Source organism: Bacillus sp. DX4.1 (assembly GCF_030348195.1).
Lineage (GTDB): Bacteria > Bacillota > Bacilli > Bacillales > Bacillaceae_G > Bacillus_A.
Map to the genome: position 1 here is coordinate 3,549,572 of NZ_JAUCFT010000008.1, position 17,732 is coordinate 3,567,303.

The 17,732-nt window shown below is 34.5% G+C and carries 20 protein-coding genes; 6 read left to right on the plus strand and 14 right to left on the minus strand.

Features of this window, described 5'->3' with window-relative positions; all coding sequences use genetic code 11:
* Window positions 1-280: 280 nt before the first annotated feature.
* From cbpB to QUF99_RS20970, 5 genes are all read right to left on the minus strand, one after another.
* The gene (cbpB, locus tag QUF99_RS20950) at window positions 281-724 is read right to left on the minus strand and encodes a cyclic-di-AMP-binding protein CbpB (protein ID WP_289372542.1); all 444 of its coding nucleotides are present in this window, start codon (window positions 722-724) and stop codon (window positions 281-283) included.
* A gap of 320 nt (window positions 725-1,044) precedes the next feature.
* The gene (abbA, locus tag QUF99_RS20955) at window positions 1,045-1,236 is read right to left on the minus strand and encodes an antirepressor AbbA (RefSeq protein ID WP_289372543.1); all 192 of its coding nucleotides are present in this window, start codon (window positions 1,234-1,236) and stop codon (window positions 1,045-1,047) included.
* An 85-nt stretch (window positions 1,237-1,321) separates the two neighbouring features.
* Complete coding sequence (locus tag QUF99_RS20960; protein WP_289372545.1) at window positions 1,322-1,840, minus strand: ribonuclease H-like YkuK family protein; 519 nt, start codon at window positions 1,838-1,840, stop codon at window positions 1,322-1,324.
* A gap of 75 nt (window positions 1,841-1,915) precedes the next feature.
* Entirely contained in the window at window positions 1,916-2,065 is a 150-nt protein-coding gene (locus QUF99_RS20965) for a hypothetical protein (protein WP_286121675.1), read from the minus strand.
* Between the two features lie 295 nt (window positions 2,066-2,360).
* Window positions 2,361-2,597 (minus strand): YkuJ family protein, encoded by a 237-nt coding sequence (locus tag QUF99_RS20970; protein WP_286121676.1) that lies wholly within the window; start codon window positions 2,595-2,597, stop codon window positions 2,361-2,363.
* Window positions 2,598-2,919: 322 nt separating this feature from the next.
* Here QUF99_RS20970 and QUF99_RS20975 point away from each other — a divergent pair, with 322 nt between their 5' ends.
* Window positions 2,920-3,162 (plus strand): glutaredoxin family protein, encoded by a 243-nt coding sequence (locus tag QUF99_RS20975; RefSeq protein WP_289372547.1) that lies wholly within the window; start codon window positions 2,920-2,922, stop codon window positions 3,160-3,162.
* A gap of 18 nt (window positions 3,163-3,180) precedes the next feature.
* Here the strand turns inward: QUF99_RS20975 and QUF99_RS20980 are convergent, their stop codons facing one another.
* From QUF99_RS20980 to fadH, 3 genes are all read right to left on the minus strand, one after another.
* Window positions 3,181-3,675: a DUF3993 domain-containing protein gene (locus tag QUF99_RS20980; protein WP_289372549.1), complete on the minus strand. Its 495-nt coding sequence runs from the start codon at window positions 3,673-3,675 to the stop codon at window positions 3,181-3,183.
* 181 nt (window positions 3,676-3,856) lie between these two features.
* Entirely contained in the window at window positions 3,857-5,074 is a 1,218-nt protein-coding gene (locus tag QUF99_RS20985) for an EAL domain-containing protein (protein WP_289372551.1), read from the minus strand.
* 225 nt (window positions 5,075-5,299) lie between these two features.
* Entirely contained in the window at window positions 5,300-6,064 is a 765-nt protein-coding gene (gene fadH, locus QUF99_RS20990) for a 2,4-dienoyl-CoA reductase (protein WP_289372553.1), read from the minus strand.
* 536 nt (window positions 6,065-6,600) lie between these two features.
* Between fadH and QUF99_RS20995 the strand changes: the two genes are divergently transcribed.
* Both QUF99_RS20995 and QUF99_RS21000 read left to right on the plus strand, forming a co-directional pair.
* Window positions 6,601-7,467 carry a metallophosphoesterase gene (locus QUF99_RS20995; RefSeq protein ID WP_289374723.1) on the plus strand — a complete coding sequence of 289 codons (867 nt, stop codon included), beginning with the start codon at window positions 6,601-6,603 and terminating at the stop codon, window positions 7,465-7,467.
* A gap of 99 nt (window positions 7,468-7,566) precedes the next feature.
* The gene (locus QUF99_RS21000) at window positions 7,567-7,806 is read left to right on the plus strand and encodes a hypothetical protein (protein ID WP_289372555.1); all 240 of its coding nucleotides are present in this window, start codon (window positions 7,567-7,569) and stop codon (window positions 7,804-7,806) included.
* Window positions 7,807-7,996: 190 nt separating this feature from the next.
* On the opposite strand, the gene QUF99_RS21005 is transcribed toward QUF99_RS21000, so the two are convergent.
* Together QUF99_RS21005 and QUF99_RS21010 are read right to left on the minus strand one after the other, a co-directional pair.
* Complete coding sequence (locus QUF99_RS21005) at window positions 7,997-10,105, minus strand: RNA degradosome polyphosphate kinase (protein ID WP_289372557.1); 2,109 nt, start codon at window positions 10,103-10,105, stop codon at window positions 7,997-7,999.
* Window positions 10,106-10,214: 109 nt separating this feature from the next.
* Entirely contained in the window at window positions 10,215-11,753 is a 1,539-nt protein-coding gene (locus QUF99_RS21010) for a Ppx/GppA family phosphatase (protein WP_289372559.1), read from the minus strand.
* 177 nt (window positions 11,754-11,930) lie between these two features.
* Between QUF99_RS21010 and QUF99_RS21015 the strand changes: the two genes are divergently transcribed.
* Entirely contained in the window at window positions 11,931-12,389 is a 459-nt protein-coding gene (locus tag QUF99_RS21015; RefSeq protein ID WP_289372561.1) for a YkyB family protein, read from the plus strand.
* A 30-nt stretch (window positions 12,390-12,419) separates the two neighbouring features.
* Here QUF99_RS21015 and QUF99_RS21020 read toward each other — a convergent pair whose 3' ends face one another.
* The 3 genes from QUF99_RS21020 to QUF99_RS21030 form a co-directional block, all read right to left on the minus strand.
* A complete protein-coding gene (locus tag QUF99_RS21020) occupies window positions 12,420-13,040 on the minus strand; it encodes a YkyA family protein (RefSeq protein WP_289374724.1) in 621 nt (206 codons plus the stop codon).
* Between the two features lie 55 nt (window positions 13,041-13,095).
* Window positions 13,096-13,914 (minus strand): peptidoglycan-N-acetylglucosamine deacetylase, encoded by an 819-nt coding sequence (locus QUF99_RS21025; protein ID WP_289372563.1) that lies wholly within the window; start codon window positions 13,912-13,914, stop codon window positions 13,096-13,098.
* A gap of 266 nt (window positions 13,915-14,180) precedes the next feature.
* Window positions 14,181-14,561 (minus strand): GGDEF domain-containing protein, encoded by a 381-nt coding sequence (locus QUF99_RS21030; protein ID WP_289372565.1) that lies wholly within the window; start codon window positions 14,559-14,561, stop codon window positions 14,181-14,183.
* A 76-nt stretch (window positions 14,562-14,637) separates the two neighbouring features.
* Here QUF99_RS21030 and QUF99_RS21035 point away from each other — a divergent pair, with 76 nt between their 5' ends.
* Window positions 14,638-14,871: a phage holin gene (locus QUF99_RS21035; protein ID WP_289372567.1), complete on the plus strand. Its 234-nt coding sequence runs from the start codon at window positions 14,638-14,640 to the stop codon at window positions 14,869-14,871.
* 26 nt (window positions 14,872-14,897) lie between these two features.
* On the opposite strand, the gene QUF99_RS21040 is transcribed toward QUF99_RS21035, so the two are convergent.
* Window positions 14,898-15,410, minus strand: a complete 513-nt coding sequence (locus QUF99_RS21040) for a hypothetical protein (protein WP_289372570.1) — start codon at window positions 15,408-15,410, stop codon at window positions 14,898-14,900.
* A gap of 715 nt (window positions 15,411-16,125) precedes the next feature.
* On the opposite strand from QUF99_RS21040, the gene QUF99_RS21045 reads away from it, so the two are divergent.
* The gene (locus QUF99_RS21045; RefSeq protein ID WP_289372571.1) at window positions 16,126-17,661 is read left to right on the plus strand and encodes an MDR family MFS transporter; all 1,536 of its coding nucleotides are present in this window, start codon (window positions 16,126-16,128) and stop codon (window positions 17,659-17,661) included.
* Window positions 17,662-17,732 lie beyond the last annotated feature (71 nt).

Below are 17,732 nucleotides of genomic sequence, written 5' to 3' on the forward strand. Positions count from 1 at the left end.
TATGTACTGTTCAAAAAAATGCGACATCTATGTTACCACTTTTAAGAACTCTTGATAAAGTGAAACTTTAATCAGTGGGGTGTTCTCCCCTTCACTAATCATTAGCCCGCAAATAGCGGAATAAATGGAATTTTTATTTACTTACAAATCCACTATAATTTTATCCATTACTGCTTTTTTACACCCTGTAAAGTGTCAAAGTCATTATGTATTTTATCAAAACAAAGTTACATGATAAAAAAGCGACTTCACTTTTTCCCTCGAAGTCGCTCACACTCCTTTAGCGATTATATTGTCGCACTTTTTTATTTAACAGTTTTAAAATCGCACGCCTTGTTAAAATGCCTTCAAAATACCCTTCATCGTTTTCCGCACAAATAAACGGATGATCAATTGTCATTTCTAATGCTTTCGCAAATGAATCATCTAGCTGAAGACGCGGAATATCATCCTTCATAACATGCTCGACTTTCATATCCTCCAGCTTTTCAAATTCAATGCGTTCTAATCCTAAAATTCCATCCAAAATCATCGCAGTGCTAACTAATCCATGTAACTTGTACATTGAATCCAAAACAGGAATCGCAGAATATCCAGACTTTACAAGAACAAGCAAAGCATGCTCTAAGCTATTTCCAATTTGAACATGTGCTACTTTTTCAGACGAAATTATTAAATCTTTTACAAGCACTTGTTGAAATTCTTCTTTTGGAATACTAATCATATTAAATCCCCCACTTTTATCCCTTTTTTCCTGCTTACATGGTTTCTGATATACATTTCATGTTTTATCACTGCTTTGAATCTAAATCCACTTTCAATCTGTTCCAATACGTCTAAAGGCGTAACAATCCATAAAAATCTTATTATTTCGGCCAATCCTCTCCAGTATTGAAAGTTACACTTTATTTCCCACTTCTATTCACATCATATGATAGCGTTTTCACATTATTATTTTGTCTTTATTTTTTTATATAAAAAAAATAAAGACACTCAGTTATTTTACCATAGAAACAAAAAAAAAGACTACCTTTCTGGTAGCGCTTAGTACCCTTCATTTTTCAAACGGTTAAATAATCTTGTCATTTGTTTATATTGGGAAATGTCTACTCTTTTTAAACCCGTTTCAATATCCGTAATCTCAGCAGCAAGAATTTCACTAGCGTAATTTTGACCAAATAAAACGTCTAACAGTATATTTTGTTCTTCTTTTGTTAAACCAACTTCCTTTTTCATATGCTCCTCTCCTTATTCCCTTTTCCTTATTATTTATTATATAAAACATTTTCTTTATTTAATAGATGAAAAATTCAGTATTATTTTATTTTGTATAGCGATTTGCATAACTAAAAGCAGCATAAGCATCTGGTTTAATTTTTGCCGTTAATCCCATCGCTCTCACCTTCATTGTCATATCCAAAATAAATTCTTTTGTTAATCCATTATTTCCGATATCTAAGTGAATTTCCATTACAAATCCAGCACCTTCATGACCATATGGATGTAGTAAATCCCATATCTGCCTTATATGATCTGGTGTAAACAAACATGCAACCTCTTGGCTAAACTGCGTTTCTAAATATATTTTTTCACGTAAAGTAGGTGGCTTTTTATATATTACTTTTTGTCGTAAACATCCCCACGCCCCTTTCCCAACACGATGAAGATGGATTGCTGTAATAAAGCGAGTATCTTTTTTGTGTGCTTGTGAGTCTGTCCCGATAGATAGTCGATATAAATTGCGCGGATCTCTTTCAATAAATTTACAAATATGCGTAAAAACTCTTTCAAAATCCATATGCTGCTCGGATAGATTATCAAATCGGTGCTCTCCGTTCATACAGTCACGTCCCTTCAATTAGACAGACTTTTTGTATTCTCAATGTATGGGACAAAAGAGCAAATTATGACTTCATTATCCTTTATTCGTTTCTATATTTCGAATGTAATACTTGCATGATGGACATGTATAAATAACATTTTGGTTAGATTGAGCAGTTAATACATGCACAATTTCAGATGACGTATGACATTTTGGACAAACAACAATCGGTAATTTCTCCATTTTCCCACTTTCCTTTCTCCTTTTTATCCTGCTATTCGCGGGCAATAATACCCCCACCTCAAAGTTCTGCAAGAAGCAAAGAAGTTAGGCGGGGGATAAACTGCCCGTAAAAGCCCGATGGGTGAGGGCTAATGATCAGCAGGAGATGAAGACCTTCCACTAATCAAAGTTTCACTTTATACCAGTGTAGGAATAACAAAAAAATCTTATACATCTAATTCTCTAACCTTTAAGTTGCAATTTTACTGCCTATAAAAAAGAAGGTACCGCCCTAGCGGTACCTTCTTCGTATGTATCAAGAAATAATATCGTAAATCTCGATCGCAACCATGTCAATGTTATCAAATTGATACACTTGTGGTTTTTCACCTTGTTGATACACTTCCAACTCATACATATCACTTTTATCAAAATATTTTACGCTACATTTGCGTTCACCGTTCACTTCAAAATAGCGTTGTGCTACTTCACCGCTTTCAGCTTGTTCTTGTAGACTAACAAGACGAGTTAAAATTCCTTGGAGTAGAGACATGAAATCTCCCCTTTCTCTAATCTGCCTACCAATAGGTTTTACAGCTATACTCATTCTATCCGTCATAACAGAAAAAATGTTCCACACTCTAGGATAAAGGTTCTTGGCCAGAAACTCAACTAAAATTTGTCGAAAAAAGGTGTAAAACCCCGAAAGAAAATCTTTATCTTTCTTTATTCCGCATTAACAAGTAGTAAAACCCTACCTTAAGATTTAAACAAGTGTAAAAAATAGGTGGAGGATAAATCCGATTAGTTGAACTTTATTGCAGTTTTTATAGCTGCAGAATATAATAAAAAGCAGAAATAGAGGAGGCTTTATGATGAAAAAAATAGAGGTTTATACACAGCCGGATTGTCCGCCATGTGTAATTGTAAAAGAATTTTTAAAACATAATAACGTAACATTCGAAGAATTTGACGTAAAAAAAGACGCTGCCGCTCGCAACCGCCTTTTACATGATTATGACTCCTATTCAACACCCACTGTTGTCATTGGTGGAGAAGTTATCGCTGGTTTTCAAATTGAAAAGTTACAACAGCTATTAAACCTGGAACAGGAATAGGCGATTTTACACCTATTCCTATTCTTGCAATTCTTGTAATTTTTTCATTTCTGTCAAAAGTTGCTGGTTCTCATGATAACCAGCTAATTTCCACTTACCTGCATCTTTTTGTAACATAATAATTTGATATTGCTCATTCTTCGTCCGTTCATATACGTATAAAATACGGTGTTCTTCGTCATATACTAGTTTTGTTTGAGAAGTAAAAGAAAAAGGAGCTTCTTTTGTAGGCAATAAATATTCACCACTTTGTTTTGTATCAAGACTGTTTTCATCTGTAAAGACTTGAAGGAAATTATCTGTAAAATATGGTGAAAGTGTATCAATCATTTTACTCGTTGATAAATGTTTTCCCCGAATTGAAAATTGTACCTCATATCCTTTTTGAATTGTTGTAAATACTTCTTTTCGATCCACTTTTGTTTCTTCCTTACCGAGAACCGTTGTAACACTATATCCAACTAGAAAGGTAACACATAAAAATAGTACAAACCAAATTCCATATTTTTTCATTCTTTCACCTTCCTTTAAAAAGCTTGTCTTTGTAGTATTCATTGTAACAATGATTATGCAAAGAAAGGGGATGTTTCGTTCGTAAAATCTTTACAATGATAGACAGCATTTTTGCCATCTTTCTCACTATTACCAATTTATGATAAAAAAAACAAAAAAAATGCACGAATCGCTTCGCGCATTAAAATAAAACATCTTCTTCGTATAAAAATTCATAAGACAAATCAATGAATAAGAAATGTTCATCATCAATCGGAAAGGAAAATGTTCGTACCATTTCTCCAGTTTCTATATCTGCATATAAATCAGAAAGCCTTGCTTTATTTTCAAAACGCATTTTCATTATATTTTCTAAAAAATAGGGACGCCAGCTCCAATTTTTCATATAATACTCCGGCATTAAAACCCATTTACCATTTTGTTTCATGATATTTCCTGATTGCTGAAATCCATCTTCGTTACAAATAAAAATTCGAAAGCTATAATGTGATACTTGTTGACTAAAATTTAATAGCCAATTATTAAAATTATCAATTTTTTTATGTTTAGACAGCACATTTCCTACATGATCCCGCAATGTTTCTGTTAATTGATAAATTTTTTGAAGTTTTTTCTTTTCATGTTGAATAAATTGATGACATTCATTTCGAAGACGCTCTTTCAAAATGTCAGCTTCTATAAAATCAGGTAAAAACTCTTTTAAATAATTCCCTTGGTAATATCTTCCGCCATTTTTCCACGCATATTGCAACTGGTAAAAAGCGTCAATTTCTTCATATAATAATGTTGCACCAATTCTTCTTGCTAAGAGCGATAATGAATATAAAATATCTTGGTACGATTGTAAAAGTGCGGTTTGCCTTAAATTCGTTAAATCAACTTTTAAGATGTCAGGCGCTAGTACGCTAATACGCTCAAGATTACTTGTACCTGTGCCGATTTTATTAATTGAAATTTGAATTCCATATGTACGGTAATATAAAAGTAAGTGATTAAATTGTTCTATGTCTTCCATACAATCATGCTCCGTTATTTCTAATACAATATGATGTAGGTTTAACCCTTTCTTTTCATACGTTAACAATAAATGAAGTAAACTTTCGTCTTCATCATTCATTAATATATTCGCATTGCGATGTATAAACAATAAAAACTTTTGATCTGTTTCTAAATATCGTTCCAACGCTTTTTCTACAATGACATTATCCGCCTCTAGTTGAAACTCACCTGGAATTGAATCGTCATGAAAAAAAGAAGACAGACTTTGTAAACCATCCTCTGTTTGGATACGCCCTACTACCTCATATCCAATTATTGTATGTTCATCAGCACTAAAAATAGCTTGATAGTAAGGAAGGACTTTATCCAAGTTACTCATTACATCTAATGCATCTACCACAATGTTTCCCTCCTTTTACTTTTCAAAAATTATAACATGATATGTATAGAAAAATAATAAAAAATCCCTTCAGTTCTCCTGAAGGGATTAGAGGGGTAAAATGCTAAGGGGAATTAGCAATTCTACTATGAAGAAAAAAGAGGTCTTAAATATACCTTACAACTCACCTCTTGTAAATACTTTTCTTTCATACGTCACAAAACCGTCACATTTTACATAATCCCTTTAGAATGGATACTGATGTAAATGCTGTCCACCATCCATTGTCATACACGTGCCATTTATATATGCAGCTTCATCGGAACATAAATAATAAGCTAAGCCCGCAATTTCTTCCGGTGTACCAAGACGACCGAGAGGGACACTTTGTAAAGTACGTTTTGCAGCCTCTTCTGAAGTCCACAATTTATCAGCACCGCCAGTTCGTTCAATTGGACCAGGAGCAATCGCATTGACACGAATGCCATATTTACGTCCCCACTCAACGGCAAGCGTTTTTGTCATTGCTAGCACACCGGCTTTAGCAGCTGCAGAATGAATCACTCCAGGTCCCGCATCCCATGCATATGTCGCAACCATATTAATGATATTCCCTTTTATTCCCTTTTCAATCCAATACTTCCCTACTGCTTGGCTACAATAAAACGTTCCATTCAATACAATATTAATAACGGAATTCCATCCATTTATTGATAAGTCTTCGGCAGGACAAACAAAATTACCCGCTGCATTATTTACTAAAATATCAATACGTCCAAATTTCTCATCAATCTGTTCAATCATCCGTTTAATATCTTCTATATTTCGAACATCCATTTGTACAGTTAACACTTGTCCTGGAAACTGCTCAATTTCTTTCCTTGCTTCATCTAGACTCTCTAGCGTACGTCCTGTAATAACAACACGCGCACCTTCCTTTGCAAAACGAGCTGCCATTCCTTTTCCCATTCCACTTGAACCACCTGTAATTACCGCTACTTTTTCTTTCAAGTTTTCCCCTCCCCAAAAATGAATATGTATTCATTTTATCACTTTATTTAATAGAAATCTTTATATTTTTAAATTTTTCTGATATCTTTTAATAAAATGATACTATTCAATATAGATTCTTTATCCTATTTACAGCAATTTTACACTTGAAACTTTGTAATGGAATCTTAAAAACACAACAAAAACTAGCATTCGTGGCCATTCTCTTCATTCCCTATCATCACGAAAAGCTTACAGCCTTACATGCTCTATATATCCATTTTGATTTTTCGACATATAAGCCGCGGCTATGGATAACAAAAGGTGACGTGCACTCGTTTTCTCCCTTTGTTTTCACTTGGCATGGGGCAGGAAAAGGATCTGACCGCTTCTATACATGAACGGATGCTCTCTCCCACCTAAAAAGAAGGGTTTCATGTCGGTTTTTTAATTTGTATTTATATAGAAAAGTGAATACAAGGAGAGGAGAGCTGTAGTGACGCTATAAGAGTTTACTTCTCATTATATTTTTCTCTTATAGTTTCTCTCATATGAATATGAATCGATTAACAAGAAGGAAATTTATAAAATCGGCTATACGTACATCCTTTTACACATGTGCAACAACTGGTTTAGGCTATTACTATGCGAAATATATAGAACCACGCCTTCTTTCTTTTACCCATCATTCCCTTCGTTCTCCACTCATTCCTAAAAACTTTCACGGCGTGAAAATCGTTCAATTTAGTGATTTACATTTAGGGTACTATTTTTCACTCCAACAGCTGTCTAAAATCGTTTCCAAAATAAATGAGACACAGCCGGATATTGTATTTTTCACCGGTGACTTAATCGATGATTATCAGACATATAGTGAAACGCCTTTTGTTTCTTCTATTTTACGAAACATTCGTGCCCCTCTTGGAAAATTTGCAATCTACGGAAACCATGATCACGGTGGATACGGAACAGAATACTATAGTCAAATTATGAGAGAAGCAGGTTTTGAAGTACTACAAAATGCCGAAAAACGTATTCACCTATTCGACGATAGTGAAATTTCTATTTTCGGAATTGACGATATGCTTCTTGGTAATCCAGAAATTGATGCGACATTACAACACGCACAAAAGGAACTGTATACAATCGTACTCGTACACGAGCCTGACATAGCGCCGAAAATTGCGAATTTCCCGGTAAATCTCCAACTTTCTGGACATAGTCATGGCGGACAAGTACAACTACCTTTCTTCGGAGCAATTGTTACACCAACGCTTGCAAAGCACTACATTGAAAGTTTTTATCACATTCAGGAAGCACATTCACTACTATTATATGTAAATCGTGGCCTTGGAACGACACGAGTTCCATTCCGTTTTATGGCTAGACCGGAAATTACGGTCTTTACTCTTCAGCACCCATAACGTACAACTGCCTATTTTCTACTATATCCTTTCTTGTACTCGCTCATCCATCTCTTTTTCCCATATGATAACAATGAGTCCAATAAAGGAGGTTGTTACATGTACCCATATCTTCAGCCCTTTCCAGTTCGTTCAGCACCCATTGGTCCAGTAGGCGACTCACGCTTCTTACCATTTTTCGGTGTTCCATTTTTAGCAGGACTTGCTGGTGGTTTAATTGGCGGAGCATTGGCATTTGGTCCTAGACCACCTTACTATCCACCATACCCACCTTCACCATATCCGCCTACACCGTATCCTTGTTATGGAGGTCCTTGCCAACAACCGTATTACTATTAATATAAAGTAAAACTTCTATTAGCAGGGGTTTACTGCCGTTAGATTGAGACAAACCAAAAACTATGAAAAAAGCCTCTTATTCATAAGAGGCTTTTTTCATAAGGGGCTTTTTTCATTCATTACTATAAAGAGATGTTCACCTTATCATTTTGAAAGGGGGTGCCACTTCTCTTTCATACACCATCACACATTATTCTGCATCGGTATTTTGATAAGCCATTTGAAACAGTTTCACTTGGCTATCAATTTCTTGCGAACCATCACTTATTACATAATAATATTCCCCATCTTTACGTTGCTCGCGCGTTTTTACATTATCTGCCAAAATAAGCTGTAATATTGCTTTAATTCTAGCTTTCATTTCAACTCCCAAAATTGGAAATGAAATTTCTACGCGTTTTTCCATGTTCCGTGTCATCCAATCTGCAGAAGATAAGTAGACCTTTTCTTCTCCATTATGGTGGAAATAATAAATGCGACTATGCTCTAAATAACGCCCAACGAGACTAATTACACGAATATTTTCACTTACATTTCCAATACCAGGACGTAAACAACATGTTCCCCTTACAATTAGTTCAACTTTCACCCCAGCTTGAGATGCCTCATACAACTTTTGAATGAGTGGTTTATCTGTTAAGGAATTCATCTTGGCAATGATATGTCCATTACCGTACTGTTTATGGTAACGCATCTCTTCATCAATTAATTCAATAAACTGATTCCGTATATCAAATGGAGCAACTGACAAATGATGAAAATGTGGCTTTGTCGTATAACCACTTAAATAATTAAAGAAGTTTGTTGCATCAATTCCAAACTCCTTTCGAGATGTAATATAGCCAAAGTCTGTGTATAGTTTTGCAGTAGCATCATTATAATTCCCTGTACCTAAGTGGACAAATCGTTCAATCGCACCATGCTTCCGTCTCACGACAAGTGTAATTTTACTATGTGTTTTCAAATGGCTAACACCATAAATAACGTGACAACCAGCCTGCTCTAGTTCCTTTGCCCAATGAACATTATTTTCTTCATCAAAACGAGCTTTCAATTCAACAAGAACCGTTACTTGCTTCCCTTTTTCTGCAGCAATCTTTAACGCTTGTATAACAGGAGAATCCCCACTTACACGGTACAACGTTTGTTTAATGGCCAATACGTTAGGATCATCCGCTGCATCACGCACGAAATCAACCACAGGCTGAAAAGATTCAAACGGATGATGCAGTAAAATATCATGTTCGATTGCCTTTTCAAATACGTCTTCCTCATCACCTAAATCTTGAGGTGGCTGTGGAATAAGAGCTGGATAAATGAGATGTTCATATATAGGAGCCAATTTTTTATATAGTGAAAACAAACATGTTAAATCTAATGGTCCATCCATTAGATATACATCTTCATCTTTCACTTCTAATACTTCATATAGTAAAGATAAAACCCTCTCATCTACATGTTCTTTTCCAATTTCTAAACGAACAGCCGCTCCCCATTTACGTTTTTTTAACTCTTTTTCAATAACTTTTAATAAATCACGTGCTCCCTCTTCGTGAATGGTTAGATCAGCATTACGCGTAATACGAAAACGAGTGACAGAAGATACCGCATATCCTGTAAATAACTTATGAGTAAAACTACTAATTACGTCTTCTAGCAAAATAAATTTTTGCTTTTGATCTTCACTCGGCAAGAAGATGAAACGTTCTAGTAATGATGGAACTTGAACAATTCCAAGTTTTGTTCTATTTTCTTCTTCCGCTTGTCCCTCATCATATAAAATGGTAGCCAAATTTAAACTTTTATTTAATAACATCGGAAACGGACGGTATGCATCAATTGCAACGGGTGTTAGTACAGGGAAAATTTGTTCATCGAAGTACTCTTCAATAAATTCACGCTGTTCTTTCGTTAAATCATGAAACGTTAACGGCTCAATTCCTTCAGCTTCCAAAGCTGGCAGCACAGTATTTTTGAATGTATTATACTGAACCTTCATCAATTCATGTGCCTTCACAGCAATTTTATTAATCTGCTGTTTTGATGTTAATCCAGCCTTATTTTCTGGTTGATTAAATCCCGCTTTTACTTGATCTTTCAAGCCTGCAACACGTACCATAAAAAATTCATCTAAATTCGAACTAAAGATACTGATGAACTTTAGTCTTTCTAATAGCGGATTATTTTCATCTTGCGCTTCTTGCAACACGCGTTCATTAAAAGCAAGCCAGCTTAATTCACGGTTATTGTAGTAAGCAGTATCATTTAAATTCACCAGATTCCCCTTGATCATTTCCATTTTTCTTCACACTTCCCCTTGAAACTTTTTCAATATAATTTAATTACATTTATTGTAGCAAATTCCAATTTGTTAAACTGTAAAATTTTTGTAAAGAAGTTCGTACTTCTTAACATTTCATTTCAAATACTAATTCGATGTTCATCTTTAATGCTTTTTCAAGTTGTTTTTTCTGCTTTTCGGCTTGTACTTTTTCAGCTAAAGCCGATTGTTCGCACATAATGTAAAATACAAGTCCCTCCTTATTTTTTTTTACTTGAATCGCTTCGATAAGATCTCGATGTCTTACATTTAAAGCAGCAGAAAATTGTAAAATTGCCCCTAACAACCGAATCTTTCTCTGTTCATTTTTATCAAACCAACCTTCAAACGGATTCAAATGCTGCTTAAATAACATTTTTGACTTATAAGATGCGATAAGCGCCAATCTGATACGTTCTTTATGCATCATGCCATCAATTGTTTTATTCGCCAATAAATAGAATGTATGTAGACGGCTTGCCTCTGCATCTATGTATTTTCCAATATTAAATACTTTTGCAGCTTGATATAATATATCCCAATCTTTCTCTGTAAAAGAAACAACCTTGCACTCTTCAAGTTTTTTACAAATTAACGTTCCCTGCTTAATCAGTTGCACAACAAATCTCATATCCATTTCATATTCGTGAGATAATAAGTGCAAACTCTCTTCAATTACATTTGGATAATAAGAAACACCTAAATTCTTTGTCAACTCCTCATAGAAAACCCCTTCTCGTAACCCTTTCCGGCTCAATATAAATGAAGGAGCTTGTACGATAGTTGTTAATGTAGAAAACACTTCCACTGCCGGAATAATTGTATCTGCACGATCTTTCGCTAAACCATCTAACTTTTGTAATTCCGTAAAAGGAAGCGCTCTCAGTTCTTCTTGTACATCTTTAATGTCAGCTTCTTTCATTTTATATAAATGCAATCCGGCTGTTGGATAAGAAATTAAATTTTGATGAATTTTCACCATGTTTCGTGCACTTCCACCAATCGCAATAAGGGGCAACTTTTTATCCTTTAACCAAGGTAACGCTTGAAATTGATACCATAAATATTTTCTCAATTCCTCTAATTCTTCCGTAGTTGGTGTCTCATGATGAATAAATTGTTGTTTTAAGGAAAGCGCTCCAAAAGGAAAACTATGATATTCTACAATTTCTCGGTTTCGAAAATACGTAACCTCTGTACTTCCACCCCCAATATCAACTGTAATACCTTCTGTAAAAGAGGTTGAATTCATCACCGCTAAGTAGCCATAACGTGCTTCTTCATATTCCGATAAAATTCGAAGTATAAAATCGGTTTTCCCTTCCACAAGCCTATTAATTTCCTCTTGATTTTTTGCTTGTCGAATTGTCGCTGTCGCCACGCAAAGCACATTATGTAATCCATGAAACCTTGTACTTTCTTGAAATTGAAGTAATGTTTGAAGCAGTAACTCCATTCCTTCTTCTATTAGTACACCATCTATTAAATAATTTCTTAAACGTGCAACTACCTTTGTATTTTCAATTTCTTTATAAAATCCCCCGTTTTGTTTCTCATAAATAACTAATCGCATTGTATTTGAGCCGATGTCAATAATGGCATATTGCTGTTTCAATATATTTTTCATTGCTCTCACTCTTTCATTATTGAATTCCCAAAACCATTTCTATCACTATTATACAAAATAGTTGTTTTTTGTAACAATATTACTTTAATATTGAAAATACATACAATCATTTTTTATATATAATAAAACTACTTTTATTTATGCTATAATAATGAAAACTAGAAAGGGGGTCTCACTATGAAACCTTCACACCCACAGTCTCATCCCTATAAACAACAATCTATTGATCGATTGGCTCAATCTATTTTCGTTGTGAATCGGCATGCAAAATCCGCTACAAATCCTAAATATTTATACTGGTTAAAAAAGACTGCTTTAGAACGTTTAATTATAGAAAAGAAAGCAATAAAAGAAGGGTTACACTTTTCCAAAAACCCTCGTTTTAGTCAGCAACAATCCGATGTTCTCGTTCGAGTAGGTGACTATTATTTTCATATTCCTCCGACAAAAGATGATTTTCGTACCCTCTCACATCTTGGTAGTCTCGACTCTTCTTATCGAAACCCCAAAACAACTCTATCTTTAGCAACAGCAAAAAAGACGCTTCAAGATTATATTGGTGCTGAGGCACTTAGACAAGAAAAAAAATTAAGTGAACCCATCCCTTGGTATCGACGTACGTATACAAAAAAATAAAGCAGGTTAGCCATAATGGCTAAACCTGCTTTATTTTTTCTCTTCTTTTATTTTAATATTCGCTTGTTTATAAAATGCTACTTTTTCTGCATTATACGATTTTGTATACTCATTGAATTTATCTTTTTCAGTATCAATGTCTTTATAAGATTGGTTTACTGTTTTTACTTTATCACTAATTGCTTTTAATTTCGCATCTTTATCTTGTAGCATTGTGTACAATTCTTTTTCTAGTTTTAATGATTTACTATAGACATCATACATTTTCTTAAACGAATCGTGTCGTTTTTCATAGGCATTCTGCACTTTTTTTGCTTGTTGTTTCAACTTATTATCTTCGATTTTTTTTACGTGTTCATCAACTGATTTGATTTCTTCTTGCGCTTTATTCAACGCTTCTTTTTCTTTATCCATTACTTTTCCACGTTCTTCTGTATTCTTCACTGCCTGATCTAACTTTTCCTTGACAGCTTGATTGTTGTCTTTACCTTCTTGTACAATTTGAGCGTATAGTTCTTGACCTTGTTTTTCTAAAGTCTCTAGTTTTTTTGTATCTTCAAACATCGGCTTTTCTTGCTTTGCAGCATTTTCAAATGCTACATATAATTCTTCTTCTGGTTTCGGTCCAAAGCAACCAGCTAATAAAGTCATAGATAAAGCAGTTACAAGTGCTATTTTTTTATATTTCAACGTCTATTCCTCCTACTTATATACGATCGTCATGCCAAAAATTCAAAGGGAAATGAGCGGATTCCTCATATACTTCAAACTCATATCCTTTTTTGCTAAGATCATCAATAATTGTTTGTAATGCTTGCACAGTTTGTTTCTTCTCATGCATTAAAATAATTTCGCGTTCTTTTTGTGCATGAGAAACTACATTTTGTGCGATACCATTCGGATCCCCGGGTAATTTCCAGTCCAATGAATCAACTGTCCAATCCCATTCTTTCATGTCAACCATTGCCATTTGATCACGCAATGCTTGATTCAGTCCTGGCATACTTCCATATGGACAGCGAACAAGCTTAGGGTGAATGCCGGTAACATCTTTCATTATGTTTTGTGCTTGTTTCATCTCTTCAACAAACTGTCCTTGTTTATAAAGTTTCGCATAATTATGTGTCATGCTATGAACACCAGGATAGTGCCCTTCCTTTACTAAACGCTTTACACTGTCTTTATGAGATGGAATGTTTCTACCAATCATGAAAAATGTTCCCTTTATTTCATTTTTCTCTAAAATATCTAAAATTTCTTTTTGAAATTTACTCGGTCCATCATCAAAAGTTAAGTAGGCTACCTTGCGCACTTGTCCATTAAATTTCACCGGTGCTGTTTTATCCATTTTAACTTTCGTTTGCTCACTAGCAAGTTGGATCGGATTTTCTTGATTTGCTACAGCTTTTGCAGGAGACGTAATGGATTGAAACATGAAAAACCCTACTGCGATAGCGCAAATTGCAATAGCAATGATAACCAGCCGCTTAACCATTGATGAGCGCCAGTTCCTAACGTCTATCATTCTATCATTCCCTTTCCATCTATCTATTAATCTTTTCTTGTTCATTTTACACAGTGTAAAGTCTCGCTTGCAACAATTTACAAATATTCTTTTATTTCCCTTAAAAAGAAAAGTGTAGAGATTGTTTACCTCTACACTTTTAAAATAAGAAATCATTGTGCAAAATGTACTGACACATCCAAACATAATTATATGATGATTGAATATATTTTAAAAGTCTTTTGTTACAAAAAAACAAAAAAATTGTAATAAAAGAGAAGGAACTGTTACAATCCCATAGTTTTCACATCTCCATTTTTATACAGACGAGCCTGTGCTGTATGAAATAAATTTTCAAATGAATTTCCTTCTAAAGGATATGTCGCAACCCCAAACAAAATTGTGATATTCACAACATCATTCTGCAGTTCCTTTGTTACATTTGTTAGCAATCTATCTATTAATGTTGATTGTTCATATCCATTATCTACAGCCACAAGCACATACTTATTGTCTTTCCAACGTGTAACGACATCGCTTTTTCGAACCGTTTTCAATATGATATTTTCCACGTTTTGAAGCAATTGTTTTAACTTTTTATCTCGTATGTTTCGATATAAATAATGTTTTTTTACAAAACAAAAAAATGTACGCACCACTCCATACATTTTTTCTCAGGCTTGTATTCATTTTCTTTTTTATTTCATATGTATATTATATATACCTTATCAAAAGGAGACGAACATGATAAAAGGTGAAAACGTTTCAGATATTATTCGTTTTATTACTGGTTTTCCCTTATCATTAAGATTATTATTTGAATCATTTGGGCTTACTTTTATTACAAATGACCAAATTGATGCGATTGTAAATGTCGCTTCATTTTTATTCATTTTATACTTTGGATACAAAAATAACTATGTAGGAAAAAAGGGCCTGGAACAAAAAGAGTTACTGAAAAAGCATAACCTTCATTAAAAAGGAACCAGCATCGTGGTTCCTTTTTATTTTTTTATCAATATCACATCTTTTGTTTGAAATGGACCATATACTAGGTCCTTATGCTTAAATGTATACGTAGCACGTAATGGAATGCTAGAAGGAATCGGTATACGAATGACTTTCAATTGACAAATTAATTGCACTTTTTCATTCGGTAGCAACGTATCAATTCGCCATCGCACAAGTTGAAATAAAAATTCTCCTCTCCCTTTATTCGCTTGTAGTGTGCTAGGTACATATGCAAAGTGATCACGAATCATATGGCTGACGAGAATATGAGAAACCCCTTCACCACTTATATTTTTGACCTCAAGTTGAATACAGAAAATCTCATGCACATCATAAACAAGTTTATGTGAAAAGGATTTCTCTTTCAAATTGCGAACTTGCAATGTTACCTCTACATTTGGAGTAGAGATTTCACTTGTAACCCCTTTAAAGTCACCACCAAGCCACAGAACAGGCTGTGAAAATAGAGGAAACTCTTCTTTCGGTATCATTTTCCAACTTTTCATGATAGAAATTCACCTCATTCCAGATGATATTGCCTAACAAATTTATCCTGCTCTCATGAGCAGTAAGATACTTTCCCCAAAACAGTTTACTTTAGACTTCCCCTTATCTTCTTTCGACGAGAATATAGGCTTTCACCTTTTTCACCTTTCTTTTATATTTTATTCGACCATTCAATAAAAAAACCATTCTAAAAAGCTGTACAATACTGTACAGCTTTTTGGAATGAAGAATAATGCCCCCTTCCCTATGCCTATTAGAAAGTGTCATTCTGCCTCATCAATTCTTATATTATGAATCATTTTTCATAGCATGTTTTATATACCAATCTATTCTCCACTAATTACCATACTATTCATCAATTATCTTCTTAGATCTATGAAATAAAGAGAATTTTGCCGGAAGAAAAAATTTGCCTTTTAGTCAAATTTGACTATAATATGAATTGTACTTTCTGTTCTTTATTACATTGAAACCACCATCTCAATTTTATCCCACTCTAACGAACAGTAAACTCCTCACTTCAAAATTCAAAAAAACAAAGAGGTTAGATAGGAGACAACTGCCCGTAAAAGTTCGATTGGTGATAGAAATGCGAACAGCCTAGGTGGAATCACAACCGTACATAAGAACCTAATTGATTATGAACGACTCCTTATGGAGAAAATAATGTCTCATTAAGGAAAATTTAATCTTACTATAAAAGGAGGGGTATGTTTGGAAGAGCAAACATCTCAAAACAAAGCAAGTAAAACGAAATTTGTTGTCGCCGGATTGTTACTTGGTATTTTAATGGCAGCAATGGATAATACAATCGTTGCTACTGCCATGGCGACAATTGTTGGAGACCTAGGGGGATTTGATAAATTCGTTTGGGTTACTTCAGCTTATATGGTAGCAACAATGGCAGGAATGCCGATTTTCGGAAAACTATCTGATATGTATGGACGTAAACGGTTTTACATCGGCGGACTACTTCTCTTCTTACTCGGTTCAGTACTTTGCGGCACAGCATCTAGTATTGAACAGTTAAGCATTTACAGAGCGATTCAAGGAATTGGTGGCGGTGCTCTTATGCCAATCGCTTTCACCATTATGTATGATATATTCCCACCGGAAAAACGCGGTAAAATGACAGGACTATTCGGAGCTGTTTTTGGAACATCAAGTGTATTTGGCCCATTATTAGGCGCATATATTACAGATTATATAAGCTGGCACTGGGTTTTTTATATCAATATTCCATTAGGGCTCATTTCCTTCTTTTTCATCTCGAAGTATTACAAAGAATCCCTACAATATAGAAAACAAAAAATTGACTGGGCTGGTGCTATCACACTTGTGGTAAGTATTATTTGCTTAATGTTTGCTCTAGAACTTGGCGGCAAGCAATACGCATGGAATTCCAATATGATTCTTGGCTTATTTGCAACATTTGTTACTATGCTTATTATCTTCTTCTTCGTAGAACGAAAAGCAACAGAACCAATTATTTCTTTCCACTTATTTAAAAAGCCTTTATTTGCAGCAAGTCAAGGTGTTGCATTTTTCTATGGGGCAACTTTTATTATTTGCACAGTTTACATTCCTATCTTTGTGCAAGGTGTTCTCGGTGGATCCGCAGCAAATGCAGGATTAATTTTAACGCCAATGATGGTAGGATCTGTAATTGGAAGCCAAGTAGGCGGACAACTCGCAACACGCACAAGTTACCGTAATATTATGATTGTATCTGGTATCTTCTTTGTGCTTGGCATCTATTTACTTGGCACATTAACGATGGAGACACCACGTACACTCGTAACAATCTTTATGATTCTTGCTGGACTCGGAGTCGGCTTCTCTTTCTCTGTTTTAAGTATGTCTTCCATTCATAATTTAGAAATGCGTGATCGTGGTTCTGCTACATCAACAAACTCGTTCTTCCGTTCTCTCGGAATGACTCTCGGCGTTACCATTTTTGGTACAATACAAAATCACATTTTTACTGATAAGTTAAAAGCAGTTTTCCCTCCAGAGTTAGCTAAGATGGCACCTAAAGATGGAGACACAAGCTTTTTATTATCACCAAATGCTGCCGAAAAAATCCCACCACAAATATTAGGTGGAATTAAACAAGCTTTGGCAACATCCATTGCTGATACGTTTTTCTGGGCTCTTATTCCTGCTATCTTAAGTATTATCTGTATCATATTAATGGGAAAAGAACGTCTCGTAATTGGAACAAGTAAAAAACAAAAACAAGTAAGTTAATAGTAGTACAAGGAAACGGTATACCTCTTTATCGAAAGAGATATACCGTTTATAATATGTATAAAGTTTAT

Excerpts from the sequence above, each read along its gene's own strand:
- QUF99_RS20995 (WP_289374723.1), top strand. The coding sequence starts at position 6,601 with ATGAATCGATTAACAAGAAGGAAATTTATAAAATCGGCTATACGTACA.
- QUF99_RS21035 (WP_289372567.1), top strand. The coding sequence starts at position 14,638 with ATGATAAAAGGTGAAAACGTTTCAGATATTATTCGTTTTATTACTGGT.
- abbA (WP_289372543.1), bottom strand. The coding sequence starts at position 1,236 with ATGAAAAAGGAAGTTGGTTTAACAAAAGAAGAACAAAATATACTGTTA.
- QUF99_RS21005 (WP_289372557.1), bottom strand. The coding sequence starts at position 10,105 with ATGGAAATGATCAAGGGGAATCTGGTGAATTTAAATGATACTGCTTAC.
- QUF99_RS20980 (WP_289372549.1), bottom strand. The coding sequence starts at position 3,675 with ATGAAAAAATATGGAATTTGGTTTGTACTATTTTTATGTGTTACCTTT.
- QUF99_RS21020 (WP_289374724.1), bottom strand. The coding sequence starts at position 13,040 with ATGACTTTATTAGCTGGTTGCTTTGGACCGAAACCAGAAGAAGAATTA.
- QUF99_RS21015 (WP_289372561.1), top strand. The coding sequence starts at position 11,931 with ATGAAACCTTCACACCCACAGTCTCATCCCTATAAACAACAATCTATT.
- QUF99_RS20975 (WP_289372547.1), top strand. The coding sequence starts at position 2,920 with ATGAAAAAAATAGAGGTTTATACACAGCCGGATTGTCCGCCATGTGTA.
- QUF99_RS20970 (WP_286121676.1), bottom strand. The coding sequence starts at position 2,597 with ATGTCTCTACTCCAAGGAATTTTAACTCGTCTTGTTAGTCTACAAGAA.
- QUF99_RS21025 (WP_289372563.1), bottom strand. The coding sequence starts at position 13,914 with ATGATAGACGTTAGGAACTGGCGCTCATCAATGGTTAAGCGGCTGGTT.
- QUF99_RS21030 (WP_289372565.1), bottom strand. The coding sequence starts at position 14,561 with ATGTATGGAGTGGTGCGTACATTTTTTTGTTTTGTAAAAAAACATTAT.
- QUF99_RS20965 (WP_286121675.1), bottom strand. The coding sequence starts at position 2,065 with ATGGAGAAATTACCGATTGTTGTTTGTCCAAAATGTCATACGTCATCT.
- QUF99_RS20960 (WP_289372545.1), bottom strand. The coding sequence starts at position 1,840 with ATGAACGGAGAGCACCGATTTGATAATCTATCCGAGCAGCATATGGAT.
- QUF99_RS21040 (WP_289372570.1), bottom strand. The coding sequence starts at position 15,410 with ATGAAAAGTTGGAAAATGATACCGAAAGAAGAGTTTCCTCTATTTTCA.
- cbpB (WP_289372542.1), bottom strand. The coding sequence starts at position 724 with ATGATTAGTATTCCAAAAGAAGAATTTCAACAAGTGCTTGTAAAAGAT.
- QUF99_RS21000 (WP_289372555.1), top strand. The coding sequence starts at position 7,567 with ATGTACCCATATCTTCAGCCCTTTCCAGTTCGTTCAGCACCCATTGGT.
- QUF99_RS21010 (WP_289372559.1), bottom strand. The coding sequence starts at position 11,753 with ATGAAAAATATATTGAAACAGCAATATGCCATTATTGACATCGGCTCA.